The organism is Planococcus sp. 1R117A, assembly GCF_051417975.1.
In the GTDB taxonomy this organism is placed as follows: domain Bacteria; phylum Bacillota; class Bacilli; order Bacillales_A; family Planococcaceae; genus Planococcus; species Planococcus shenhongbingii.
Genome location: NZ_JBPRLO010000006.1, coordinates 151,080 through 163,015, shown reverse-complemented (window position 1 = coordinate 163,015; position 11,936 = coordinate 151,080). Strand labels below are relative to the sequence as shown.

12 protein-coding genes are annotated in these 11,936 nt (G+C 44.0%); 8 read left to right on the top strand and 4 right to left on the bottom strand.

The window, feature by feature from the left end; translation table 11 throughout:
• Window positions 1–10: 10 nt before the first annotated feature.
• Window positions 11–448, bottom strand: coding sequence for a phosphatase (locus ACSFXN_RS17115; protein ID WP_437151348.1), 438 nt, complete (start codon window positions 446–448; stop codon window positions 11–13).
• A gap of 175 nt (window positions 449–623) precedes the next feature.
• Window positions 624–1,145, bottom strand: a complete 522-nt coding sequence (locus tag ACSFXN_RS17110; protein ID WP_437151346.1) for a universal stress protein — start codon at window positions 1,143–1,145, stop codon at window positions 624–626.
• A gap of 574 nt (window positions 1,146–1,719) precedes the next feature.
• On the opposite strand from ACSFXN_RS17110, the gene ACSFXN_RS17105 reads away from it, so the two are divergent.
• Together ACSFXN_RS17105 and ACSFXN_RS17100 are read left to right on the top strand one after the other, a co-directional pair.
• Window positions 1,720–3,456, top strand: coding sequence for an ABC transporter ATP-binding protein (locus tag ACSFXN_RS17105; protein WP_437151344.1), 1,737 nt, complete (start codon window positions 1,720–1,722; stop codon window positions 3,454–3,456).
• 2 nt (window positions 3,457–3,458) lie between these two features.
• Window positions 3,459–5,213 carry an ABC transporter ATP-binding protein gene (locus tag ACSFXN_RS17100; RefSeq protein ID WP_437151342.1) on the top strand — a complete coding sequence of 585 codons (1,755 nt, stop codon included), beginning with the start codon at window positions 3,459–3,461 and terminating at the stop codon, window positions 5,211–5,213.
• A gap of 257 nt (window positions 5,214–5,470) precedes the next feature.
• Here ACSFXN_RS17100 and ACSFXN_RS17095 read toward each other — a convergent pair whose 3' ends face one another.
• Window positions 5,471–5,674 (bottom strand): YheE family protein, encoded by a 204-nt coding sequence (locus ACSFXN_RS17095; protein ID WP_437151340.1) that lies wholly within the window; start codon window positions 5,672–5,674, stop codon window positions 5,471–5,473.
• Between the two features lie 82 nt (window positions 5,675–5,756).
• On the opposite strand from ACSFXN_RS17095, the gene ACSFXN_RS17090 reads away from it, so the two are divergent.
• From ACSFXN_RS17090 to ACSFXN_RS17080, 3 genes are all read left to right on the top strand, one after another.
• Window positions 5,757–6,905, top strand: coding sequence for a DUF445 domain-containing protein (locus tag ACSFXN_RS17090; RefSeq protein ID WP_437151338.1), 1,149 nt, complete (start codon window positions 5,757–5,759; stop codon window positions 6,903–6,905).
• 12 nt (window positions 6,906–6,917) lie between these two features.
• On the top strand, window positions 6,918–7,265 hold the full coding sequence (locus tag ACSFXN_RS17085; protein WP_300993313.1) for a YlbF family regulator: 348 nt from the start codon (window positions 6,918–6,920) through the stop codon (window positions 7,263–7,265).
• 87 nt (window positions 7,266–7,352) lie between these two features.
• On the top strand, window positions 7,353–8,132 hold the full coding sequence (locus ACSFXN_RS17080; protein ID WP_437151337.1) for an enoyl-CoA hydratase: 780 nt from the start codon (window positions 7,353–7,355) through the stop codon (window positions 8,130–8,132).
• Between the two features lie 32 nt (window positions 8,133–8,164).
• On the opposite strand, the gene ACSFXN_RS17075 is transcribed toward ACSFXN_RS17080, so the two are convergent.
• A complete protein-coding gene (locus tag ACSFXN_RS17075) occupies window positions 8,165–8,350 on the bottom strand; it encodes a YhzD family protein (protein WP_301857580.1) in 186 nt (61 codons plus the stop codon).
• Between the two features lie 124 nt (window positions 8,351–8,474).
• Between ACSFXN_RS17075 and ACSFXN_RS17070 the strand changes: the two genes are divergently transcribed.
• The 3 genes from ACSFXN_RS17070 (at window position 8,475) to ACSFXN_RS17060 (ending at window position 11,935) form a co-directional block, all read left to right on the top strand.
• Window positions 8,475–9,374 (top strand): ABC transporter ATP-binding protein, encoded by a 900-nt coding sequence (locus ACSFXN_RS17070; protein ID WP_437151336.1) that lies wholly within the window; start codon window positions 8,475–8,477, stop codon window positions 9,372–9,374.
• A complete protein-coding gene (locus tag ACSFXN_RS17065) occupies window positions 9,367–10,617 on the top strand; it encodes an ABC transporter permease (RefSeq protein WP_437151335.1) in 1,251 nt (416 codons plus the stop codon). The genes ACSFXN_RS17070 and ACSFXN_RS17065 overlap by 8 nt, the downstream gene beginning before the upstream one ends.
• Window positions 10,618–10,717: 100 nt before the next feature.
• Window positions 10,718–11,935: a metallophosphoesterase family protein gene (locus tag ACSFXN_RS17060; RefSeq protein WP_437151333.1), complete on the top strand. Its 1,218-nt coding sequence runs from the start codon at window positions 10,718–10,720 to the stop codon at window positions 11,933–11,935.
• Window position 11,936: the final 1 nt, after the last annotated feature.

Below are 11,936 nucleotides of genomic sequence, written 5' to 3'. Positions count from 1 at the left end.
GTGAAGGGTTTTACATATAAACGGAACGGAAATAAGGTTCCAGTTTTTTTATGTTCATCGCAATTTCATCACAGACTTCCTGATAAAGTGCCCATTGCTCGGATTTATCAGATGTGCGCAGTTCCGGATTTTTGATATCCCATCGCACTAGTTTTTGCGCTGGCAAGTCGGCGGGAATGTCGGCGATATCAAATTCTCCATCATGCAAAGCAATGATCAAATCCGCTTCGCTTACTTCTTTTGAGTTATAAATGCGTGGTTGGACTTCCGGCAAGTCCAATACAATCTCTTTCATAATCTCAAAGGGAGTATCCGTAAAAGAAGGCTGGCCACCCCATGCAGCACTCCTAATATCCCAGTCGGCGAGCTCCAGGCGGTTAGCCCAAATTTCAGCCATGAGACCGCGGTGCTGGTGAGGAGAAAGAAAATATACGGTATGTTTAGACATGGCTGATTCCCTTCTTCCTCTTTAATAGCTTTTCTACTTAGTATTCTATACCCACCCCAAAAGCTTCTAAACTAATAAAATTGTGCCATTTTATAGCACGGAAACAATATTTTATCATAAAAATAGTCTACCCTAGCAGATGTTAAGACCTACTGCTCATCGGGTAGACTAAGGTTTATTTTACTACTAATACCGAGCAAGAAGATTCTTTAATGAGTTTACGGCTGACAGATCCTACAAAAAACTTTTGCAGTCCCGATTTCCCGCTGTTTCCAATGATCAATAAATCTACATTTTGTTCTTCGATAAAAGCAGGAATGGTTTTACCAGCGCTTCCTTCTAATGCTAATACATCTGCCTCTACGCCTTTCGAATCGAGTTGCTGATGAATGGAATTATGCATATGCTTAGAAAACTCGATTGAGGTATCCACATAATCATTCGTGCGGCGCTGAGGGCCGCTTTCCATATCAGGCGGCATAAATTGTGCATACGTGCTGTCGACATTTGCTGAAACTACACGAGGAGCAGCTGCGCCGCCGGATTCCATCAGCCCCATGCTTTCGTGAAATTGTTCATTGACATAGATAATGGTCATTTTGACATCGGGAAGCAATTTTTTAAATTCAATTGCTTTATCAAAGGCCAAGCGGCTTCCATCCGAACCGTCATAGGCAACAGCAATGTTTTGGTACATACTATTCAACTCCGATTCAGTTTTCTTATTAATAAATTACCCTAGACCTGGAAATTGAAACCTTTGGCATTTGATGATAGGAATATTTGTTCTCTTTTTTTATTATTGTCGTTTTATAGCACAACAACAAAGCTTCAAAAGTATCGAATTGACAAGAAGATTCAATTTATTTCGAAAAATCTTGACAATCCAAAAATGCCGGTGTTACTCTTAAATTACCAAATCAAAGGAAAAGGAGGTTTTTGACAATGAAAAAAATAACAATTGCATTGTTGCCTAACTCTATATTGTTGTCAGACCATCCGTTTTTTTGCCTTTGAATTTATTTCGGAAGCGAAAATATATGGGACTGGTCTGAATACCAGTCCTTTTTTCATGCGCACGCGCCTAGAAAATAGGTGCGTGTTTTTTTATTGGCAAAACTTTTAACGTGTTTTGTCCAGCCCTGGGCTGTTCAAATATAAAAAACTAAAGGGGAGAATGAAGATGAAACGACTTCGGCAACTGAAAATTATGATCAAGGAATCGTTGGAAGGCGATTAGCAGAAATTGGAACAGAAAGAAGGAGTAACTGATGTTTAGTGTGTTATGGAAATTAAGATGGTTTTTTAAAGAAAATTGGCTTCGCTATACCATTGCGGTCGGCTTATTGATGGTAGCGAATGTCATTGAAATTGTTCCGCCTTGGCTTATTGGTATCGCAATCGATTCGATTGCCCAGCAGGAACTGACAAGCCAGTTACTTTGGCAATATATTGCCGTTCTTGTTATCTCGCTGGTATTGGCTTATTTGATTAACTTTGTCTGGCAATATCAGCTGTTTGGAGGGGCGTATGTGATTGAACGCCAGCTCCGCTCAAGCTTGATGGGGCAGTTTTTGAAAATGACGCCGACCTTTTATGAAAAAAATCGGACCGGTGATTTAATGGCACGGGCAACAAATGATCTGCGGGCCATTTCCGAGACTGCCGGATTTGGGATTTTGACGTTGGTCGACTCTACCTTGTATATGGCGACAATCATTGTCGCCATGGGCTATTTGGTGTCATGGGAGTTGACGTTTTTTGCACTCATCCCATTGCCGATTCTTGCGATTGTTGTTCAAATACTCGGCAAGAAAATTCATGTGCGCTATACAGCAGCCCAAGATGCTTTCGGTGGAATGAACGATAGCGTGTTGGAATCTGTGGGGGGTGTCCGGGTAATCCGGGCATACGTACAGGAGCGGGCGTCTGAGAAAGAGTTCTCGGATATGACAAATGATGTGTACGAAAAAAACATGGCAGTTGAGCGCATTGACGCCTTATTTATGCCGGTCACAAAAGTGCTGACCACCATTAGCTATATGATCGGTTTGGGTTACGGTGCCGTTCTCGTAGCGGAAGGCACCATGTCATTGGGCGATTTGGTTGCCTTTAACGTTTATCTCGGAATGATTGTCTGGCCGATGTTTGCTATCGGTGAAATGATTAACATTCTGCAGCGGGGCAATGCGTCAGTGGACCGGGTGAACGAAACACTCGATTATCAGGAAGATGTAAAAGATCCGTCAAATCCGGAATTCATCGATAAACCAAGCCATATCGGCTTCCGGGATTTCAGTTTCACTTATCCACAATCGAGCTCCATCAATCTGCAAGGCATCAATCTCTCGATGAACAGCGGCCAAACACTGGGCATTGTCGGAAAGACAGGCAGTGGCAAAACGACTTTCGTGAAGCAATTATTGAGAGAATATCCGATCGGCGAAGGGTCTGTCATGATGAATGGCGTTGAATTGAGCGATTTAACAAAAGATCAGCTGCGCAGTTGGATTGGTTATGTACCGCAGGACCATGTGCTGTTTTCCCGTACAATCCGGGCCAATATTTTATTTGGAAAATCGGATGCCACCGAAGAAGATATCCAAGAAGCGATCCGGCTTTCACATTTCGAAAAAGATTTAGAGATGCTGCCGAATGGTTTAGAGACTTTAGTGGGAGAAAAAGGCGTCGCTTTATCCGGCGGCCAAAAACAGCGGATATCCATTGCACGGGCATTGATCAAAAATCCGGAAATTCTTATTCTGGATGATTCACTTTCTGCCGTGGATGCGAAAACAGAAGCAAAGATCATTGAGAACATCCAGGCAGAGCGTTCTGGAAAAACAACAATTATTACGACTCATCGGCTGTCAGCAGTTCAGCACGCCGACTGGATTGTAGTACTGGATGACGGCAAAGTCATCGAAGAAGGAACACATGAAGATTTGCTGAAAACAAAAGGTTGGTACAGTGAACAATTCCTCCGCCAGCAGATCGAGGAGGTGTAAGCATGGGGACAGGAAAACGATTACTCCAATACGCCATGCATTTTAAAGGGGTATTAATCTGGGGATTGGTGCTTTTAGCCATTACAGTGGCAGCTGACTTGGCTGCCCCGCTTGTGGCCAAGGAAATCATCGACAACCACATCGCACCGGCCGGCGGCGCATTAAACTTTGAGCCGATCGCGTATTTATTGGCTATTTACTTAGGGCTTGGAGTGGTAGCGGCAGTATTCCGCTTTTTGGAGTATTTATACTTGCAGAAAGGGGCAAACCGCATCATCCAAAAAATGCGCAATGATGTCTATAAACATGTACAGACATTGCCAATCCGTTATTTCGACAGCTTGCCTGCCGGAAAGGTAGTATCCCGCATTACAAACGATACGGAAGCGATTCGTGAATTGTTCGTTACGGTGCTGTCGCAATTTGCCACAAGCTTTATGTATATGGCCGGTATTTATATAGCGATGTTTTATCTGAACTGGCAATTGGCAGCGATGATGCTGGTGCTGGTTCCTCTTCTTTACGGCTGGATGCTCATATACCGGAAATTCGCGGCTAAATATAATCATGTTGTCCGCGAAAAGTTGAGTGATATGAACGCCATGATCAATGAATCCATTCAAGGAATGACAATCATTCAGGCGTTCCGCCGTGAAAAGCAGATGAAAGAAGAATTTGAAGAAATGAATAATAAGCATTACAAATTCCAGCAGAAGCTGCTCATTTTGGAGGCAACCGCTTCCTATAATATGGTCGGCGTGCTGCGTTCATTGGTTTTTGTGTTGTTTATCTGGTATTTCGGAACAAATGCCATTACGGCAAATTCGGCTGTAACAGTGGGTGTGCTTTATGCCTTTGTCGATTACATTATCCGCTTATTCAATCCAATAAGCGGCATTGTCAACCAGTTTGCCAAGCTGGAACAAGCACTCGTTGCAGCGGAGCGGGTTTTCCGCTTGCTTGACCGAAGCGGCGAACCGGTAAATGACGAAAAAGTGGCTCGCTACAGAGGGAATGTCCGTTTTGAAAATGTTTGGTTTGCTTATGAAAAAGAAGAGTATGTCTTAAAGGATATTTCTTTTGAAGCGAAACAAGGCGAAACAATCGCATTGGTTGGCCATACAGGTTCGGGGAAAAGTTCCATCATGAACTTGCTGTTCCGCTTTTATGATGCTACCAAAGGACGGATCACCATCGATGGAACCGACATTGCGGGCATGTCCCGCCAGTCGGTCCGTGAACATATGGGCATCGTATTGCAAGATCCGTATCTGTTTACAGGCACAATCGAGTCGAATATCTCGCTTGGCGATCAACGGATTACCCGCAAAATGGTGGAGGATGCGCTTGCTGCCGTTGGAGGAGACCGTGTGCTGAAGCATTTACCTGGCGGCATTGATGAGCCTGTAGTGGAAAAAGGCAGTACTTTATCTTCCGGACAGCGCCAATTGGTGTCTTTTGCCCGGGCTTTGGCATTTGACCCGGCTATTCTGATTTTGGATGAAGCGACATCAAATATCGATACTGAAACGGAAGAAATTATTCAGCACGCGATGGAAGTGCTGAAAAAAGGGCGTACTACTTTCATTATCGCCCACCGCCTGTCGACCATCAAAAACGCAGACCGCATTTTAGTGCTCGACCGCGGGGAAATCGCAGAAGCGGGCTCCCATGATGAGTTGATGAAACTTGGCGGCCAGTATTACCAGATGTATCAAATCCAGTCCGGAATGTCCCATACCCAGCACGTTGGGTAAAGGGCATTCCTTTTTTATTGATTGGATAATTACTAAGTTCTTTTAAGGCCGTATCGAAGAGAGGAAAAGAGGGGGATATACCATGGAAACTTCAGCCAAATCAAAGGGCGGCTTTTGGAATTGAAGGAGTATACAGACAAGAAGCTTTTTAAAAAGACCGTCCTGTTCCAAAGCTAAATGCAAATACTGTTAAAATCCTGTTTCCTTACATATAATAATAAAGCGGTAAATAAAAAACGCCGGAACTTTCCGGCGCTTCAATCGTATACATGAAAGAGCATCAGCTCATGTATCATTTTTTTAACACTTTCTTCATCCTCGGGTTGTTTGGACAGCCAGACAATGCTGCCGTCAGGATGGTATTCTCCATTTATCCGTTCATTTTTATAAAAAAAGGATATGTTCCAGCCGGGCAGCTGGGAATTTTCAAACATCGGTTTAAACTTAAAATGCTGCAGCATACAAATCCTCCTTATCATTCAACTCCATTATAAGCGGATTCTATGTGATTGACAAAGATGAAAAAAGAAATGAGTGAAGATAGTGAACAGTATAATAACAATCGTTTTTATGGCAGTCATCGGCGCTTTGATTGGAGGCGTCACAAATTTCATTGCCATCAAAATGCTTTTCCGCCCTTATAAGGCCATCTATATCGGCAGCTGGCGGCTGCCATTTACTCCTGGCTTGATCCCTAAGCGGCGTGATGAACTATCGACGCAATTAGGGCGCACCATTGTCCAGCATTTGCTGACACCAGAAACCTTTAAAAAGCGCTTTTTTAATGAAGAAATGCGTCAAAGAATGGAAGCGTGGATTTATAAACAACTGAAAGCTCATGTTTTCGAATCGCCACGGACCATAAATGACTGGCTGGAGATTGCCGGCCAAAAAAACATCGATGTCCGGATTGGATTAAAACTGGACGAATTGGTTGACCGCCAAGCATTGGGATTGCGTGATTATATTGAAGGCAAGACAATTGGAGAGCTGCTTCCGGAGAACTGGAAAGAAGAAACAGAACAAAAAATGATTCACGGGGTGAAGTATGGCATCGACCAAGGATCGGATTATTTCGCTTCGATTGAAGGACGCCAAACGGTGAAAACATTTTTTGATGAATTTCTGGAATCACGCGGCCGTTTCGGACATATGCTCCATTCCCTATTGGGCGAATCGAAACCGATTGTCGACCGGATTCAGCCCGAAATCATCAAATTTCTTAACTCGCCGAAAACATTTGAGTTAATAATTACCTTAGCTTATGGAGAATGGGAAAAACTTCAGGACCGACGTGCGGATGAATTACTGAAAGAATTTGATTTTGATCCGGCGCTTGATGCCGTTAAACAATATGTGCACGAGATTGCCAATGTGGAAGGCCGCATGGACCGAACACTTGCAGAGACTTGGCCGACAGGGTTAGAATGGACAAGTGCAAACTTTATCCCGCTGCTGACGGATTTTGTTTTCGAGCAAGGGGAAGTGAAATTGGAAGATGCCTTGCAGAAGATAGACATTCAAAGCATGGTAAAAGAGCAGGTAGATTCTCTGCCATTAAGCCGCCTGGAAGAATTGGTTCTGGGAATTTCACAAAGGGAATTAAAAATGATTACTGCACTCGGCTTTTTGCTTGGAGGTTTTATTGGGATATTCCAAGGACTCTTTAGCTTAGCCATGAATACAATGTAGAGGAGAATGATGATGACAGTCAATATTTATGATGATATCAACAAACTTGAAAGCACGTTCCGCAGCACAGAGGAATTCAGCAAATTGAAGCAAGCGGTGGAAGCTGTATCAGCGGACAGCGAATCGAGCCAATTGTTCAAAAACTTCCGTGACCTGCAAATTACGCTTCAGCAAAAGCAAGCGCAAGGCGAAGAAATTACTGAAGAAGAAATGGTCAGCGCTCAAGCGACAGCTCAAGCAGCACAGGCAGATCCGAAAATTTTGGCAATGCTTGAAGCCGAAATGGGCTTAAGCCAAATTATCGATGAAGTAAACCGCGTTTTGATCAAGCCGGTTCAGTCACTATACGAATCAATGTAATTTCCGTTAAATAAAGGATTTTAACAAGAAGACACCGAATACGTAAGATGAATGACAATTCATTTTTGCGAAAGGGTGTCTTTTTGTATGTTTGAAACAATTGAACTGACAAAACAAGGGCGCATTGGCTATTTAAAGCTGAACCGACCTCAATCGATGAACGCGATGAATGGAAAAATGATGGCGGAACTGGCGGAATGCTTTGAATCGCTATTGGCGGAAAGCACGCTGCAAGTGCTGATTATCCACGGGGACGGAAGAGCATTTTCAGCAGGCGGGGACATCAAAGAAATGATGGATCCTGAACATCCGATGGATATTGATGTAGTCATGAAAGAAGTGACACGGCTGGCCAAATCACTTTATACCTTGCCGCAAATCACAGTGGCAGCGATCCACGGCGCTTCTGCAGGTCTCGGTTTCAGCATGGCGCTTGCCTGCGATTACATCATTGCAGAAGAAAACAGCAAATTGGCGATGAACTTTATTGGCATTGGCCTCGTGCCTGATGGAGGCGGCCATTTCTTTATGAAAGAGCGCATAGGTGTGCCGAAAGCAAAACAGCTGATTTGGTCTGGACAGATTTTGAAAGCACATGACTCACTGGCAAAAGGATTGATTGATGAAGTGACTGCTGAAGGCCTGGCACTAGAGCACGCTGAAAACTATGCGGAACAAGTACTGCAATCCCCTGTTAAAGCCCGGCTCGCTTCCAAGCATATCCTGCATCAATTGAAAGTTAAAGAACTGGAGCAGGTGCTGGAAATGGAAGCGGCGGCACAATCCCAGATGCGCAAAAGCGCCGACCATCTGGAAGGCATACAGGCTTTTGTAGAAAAGCGCAAACCAGAGTTTCAAGGGAAATGAGAAAAAGCATGGCGCTTTGCCATGCTTTTTTCTTATGAATGAAACAACAAGAGTTTGCCTGCAGGTGAAGCGAGGCGGTGGGTCTGGTTAACAAGATCTTTTTCTTCCAGGATAGCTTGCCCTTTGTCTTTTGCTTGTTCGTCGTTTTCAGCTGTGAATGTTTCTTCTATTATTAACTTGCCGGTTTGCTCATATGCGGTCAGTTTATAGGTTCTCATGAAACACAACTCCTTCTGAATGCTTATTCAGTTTAAGTATATCGGGTTTCCTTTAAAAAGTCCTCCACTTTTGAAACATTTTGACAGTTGTCTCGTATAATAACTAGTGAAAGGAGGAATAGACGTGGCTTTGATAGTGGAACATGCAACAAAAAAATTCGGTGATTTTACTGCAGTCGATAATCTGTCTTTATCGGTTGAGCAAGGACAGATGCATGGGTTCTTGGGTGCCAATGGAGCCGGAAAAACCACTACTTTCCGAATGATTCTTGGACTCTTGAATCCAACGGCGGGAACGATCCACTGGAATGGGAAACCTATTACATATGCTGAAAGCCCGGAAATTGGCTATTTGCCGGAAGAACGGGGATTGTACCCGAAAATGAAGGTGGAGGACCAGTTGGTTTATTTGGCTCAATTGCGCAATATGCCAAGCGCAGAAGCAAAACGGGAAGTCCATAAATGGCTGGAGCGTTTTGAGGTTCCGCATTATGCATCCAAAAAAGTGGAGGAGCTGTCAAAAGGAAACCAGCAGAAAATTCAGCTGATCGCTTCTTTATTACATAAACCATCTTTGCTGATATTGGATGAACCTTTTTCCGGACTTGACCCTGTAAATGTGGAGATGCTGAAAAGCGCGATTTTGGATTTTCAAAAACAAGGCGCGACCATCGTTTTTTCCAGTCATCGCATGGACCATGTGGAAGAATTGTGTGATGACATGAGCATTTTGGACAGAGGGAAAATTGTTGTTGGCGGCTCTATTCGCCAAGTGAAGCGATCGTTTGGCAAACAGAACGTCCGGATTAAAATGGATCAGGACCTTTCTGAGTTAAGCGGCATAAGTGGTGTGGAAAACTTCACTAAAACCCATGACGGAGCTTTATTCCAGATAACGGATGAAGCCACAGCCCAGCATCTTTTAGAAGAAGCGATGAAGCTTGGCGCACTTCGCCATTTTGCCATTGAAGAGCCTTCTTTAGAGGAAATATTTATCGCGAAGGTGGGAAAAGCTTATGCATAGTTTCTGGATTATTTTTAAACAGGCTTTTCTGACGAAGGCGAAAACAAAATCCTTCATTATTACAACTGTTGTCGTATGTGCTGCATTTTTCCTGCTGGCGAATTTATCAAATATCATTGAAGCCTTTCAAGGCAATGATGAAAAGGCAAATGTCCTTCCTGTGATTGACGATTCTGGTGAACTCGTGCCGGTCCTGCAGCGACAGCTTGAGATGGCCAATAGTGACACACAGGCCATGCCAACTGATTTGACGGAACAGCAATTAAAAGAAGGGGTCAGCGAAGGAACTATTGAGGCATATTTGGTATTGGAACAAGATGGCCAGTTATCAGCCCGCTATGTGTCGGAATCTGCGAATGAAATGGGCAGCGGCGCAGACATCGAACAAGCCGTACAGTCTCTTCAAACAGCCGTGACAGCTGAAACCATGGGTCTCGATAACAATGAAGTCAGTCAATTGTTTCTGCCGGCATCATTTGAGCGGGAAGCTATTTCAGAATCCTCCAAATCACAAGAAGAATTGAGCCAGGCTAGAGGACTCGTGTATATATTGATCATGATTATTTACGTAGCGGTCATTTACTATCCGAATATGATTGCGATGGAAGTGGCCACCGAAAAGTCTTCGCGTGTGATGGAGATTTTGATATCCAGCGTTTCGCCGGTCAAGCATATGTTTGCCAAAATTGCTGGAATTGGGACCCTTGGAATTTTGCAGATGCTGGTATTTGGATTGGCCGGTTTTACTGCTATTAAAACGGCTGGCACTAATCTTTCAGAAGGTGCATTCAGTGTTTTTGGTTTTTCAGATGTGAAAATCAGCACTTTCTTATTTGCAGTCCTATTTTTCTTGCTGGGCTACTTCTTATACGCTGTTCTTGCGGCATTGCTCGGTTCACTGGTCAGCCGGACCGAAGATGTCCAGCAATTGATGCTGCCAATGATGTTTTTAATCATAATCGCTTCATTTATCGCCTTTTCAGGAATTTCAGTTCCAGAAGCGAAGTTTGTCACGATATCCTCTTATATTCCATTTTTTGCGCCTCTCGTGATGTTCTTGCGCGTCGGAATGCTGGATATTCCGCTATGGGAACCACTTCTGTCAATCGCCATCATGCTCATAACAATCGGCATTTTAGGGTGGTTCGGAGCAAGGGTTTACCGCGGTGGCGTGTTAATGTACGGCTCTTCGCAATCATTGAAAGATATCCGCAAAGCGATTCGTTTGGGTGAAAATAAATAACACCTCTACTGTTTGCAGGAAGTTTTCTGCAAACAGTTTTTTTTCGTTCATTATCATGTTAAAATAAGAACAAATATTCGGTTTTCGAAGGAGTTTAATTATGCAGGAAATTCGATTTTTTCATACGGCAGATTTGCATTTAGGCAGTCCATTTTCCGGCATGAGAGGTTTGCAGAAAGATCAGTGGAAAAAGCTGAAAGACAGTACATTGGATGCGTTTGACCGGCTGATCGATTACGCGGTAGAAGAGCAGCCGGATTTTTTGTTGATTGCCGGGGATGTTTATGACGGGGAAGATCGCAGCATCCGGTCGCAGCACCGCTTTCAGCAGGGGATGCAACGGCTTTTTGATGCTGATATCCCAGTGGTACTAAGCCATGGCAACCATGATCATTTGAGTGGCAAATGGACGCGTTTTGAACTGCCGGAAAATGTGCATGTTTTTGGCGAGTCCGTTTCCCAATTCCACTTGGCAACCCGAAATGGAGATGTAGTCATTACCGGATTCAGTTATGGGCAACGCCATGTAAAAGAGCCGATGATCGATTATTATCCGCCTGCTGAAGAAAAGGATGCGGTATATATTGGCATGCTCCATGGCAGCATGGAAGGAGAAACTTCCCATGCAGTGTATGCTCCGTTTACAAAACAGCAATTGCTCAGTAAGAATTATGATTATTGGGCGCTCGGCCATATTCATGTCCGACAGGAATTGCATATGGATCCGCCAATCGTTTATCCGGGCAACCTGCAAGGCCGGCACCGGAACGAAAACGGCAAAAAAGGGTTTTATGATGTACGCATTTCAGGCGGAACTTCGCAGCTGTCCTTTATTCCATCCTCTGTCATTCAGTTTGATACGATCAATATCGATTGCAGCGGTTTGATGCATATGAACGAATTGCTTGAGGCCTGTGTATCAGAAGCCCAAAAGTTTGCCGAACGTTTCGGCTCTGGCATAGTTGAATTGAAATTCAGCAATATGGACCAGGAAGCAACGGAAATGTTAAAGGAACCGTCTGGAGAAGAACTGATGGACACGATCCGTGAATCTTTCGGATTGCTGGATGAATTTGTTTGGGCGCAAGCCGTTTCTTTTGATGACACGCTTGCCGATGCTGAACTGACACCGCTTGGCGAAGAAATTATGAAGGCAATGGAAAGCTGGCAGCTGCATGAGTGGAAAGATGTGCTGAAAGATTTATACCGGCATCCCAAAGGCAGCCGTTTTTTAGAGCCGTTAAATTCTTCAGCAACGGCTGAAATTCGGGCAGCAGCAGCGCAAAAAATCCGTCTTGGCATGCAAATGGAGGAGTGAG

What these genes read in the sequence shown, in the direction of transcription:
- ACSFXN_RS17075 (WP_301857580.1), bottom strand. Translation starts at nt 8,350, where the DNA reads ATGAGAACCTATAAACTGACCGCATATGAGCAAACCGGCAAGTTAATA.
- ACSFXN_RS17065 (WP_437151335.1), top strand. Translation starts at nt 9,367, where the DNA reads ATGCATAGTTTCTGGATTATTTTTAAACAGGCTTTTCTGACGAAGGCG.
- ACSFXN_RS17080 (WP_437151337.1), top strand. Translation starts at nt 7,353, where the DNA reads ATGTTTGAAACAATTGAACTGACAAAACAAGGGCGCATTGGCTATTTA.
- ACSFXN_RS17100 (WP_437151342.1), top strand. Translation starts at nt 3,459, where the DNA reads ATGGGGACAGGAAAACGATTACTCCAATACGCCATGCATTTTAAAGGG.
- ACSFXN_RS17060 (WP_437151333.1), top strand. Translation starts at nt 10,718, where the DNA reads ATGCAGGAAATTCGATTTTTTCATACGGCAGATTTGCATTTAGGCAGT.
- ACSFXN_RS17105 (WP_437151344.1), top strand. Translation starts at nt 1,720, where the DNA reads ATGTTTAGTGTGTTATGGAAATTAAGATGGTTTTTTAAAGAAAATTGG.
- ACSFXN_RS17085 (WP_300993313.1), top strand. Translation starts at nt 6,918, where the DNA reads ATGACAGTCAATATTTATGATGATATCAACAAACTTGAAAGCACGTTC.
- ACSFXN_RS17095 (WP_437151340.1), bottom strand. Translation starts at nt 5,674, where the DNA reads ATGCTGCAGCATTTTAAGTTTAAACCGATGTTTGAAAATTCCCAGCTG.
- ACSFXN_RS17115 (WP_437151348.1), bottom strand. Translation starts at nt 448, where the DNA reads ATGTCTAAACATACCGTATATTTTCTTTCTCCTCACCAGCACCGCGGT.
- ACSFXN_RS17110 (WP_437151346.1), bottom strand. Translation starts at nt 1,145, where the DNA reads ATGTACCAAAACATTGCTGTTGCCTATGACGGTTCGGATGGAAGCCGC.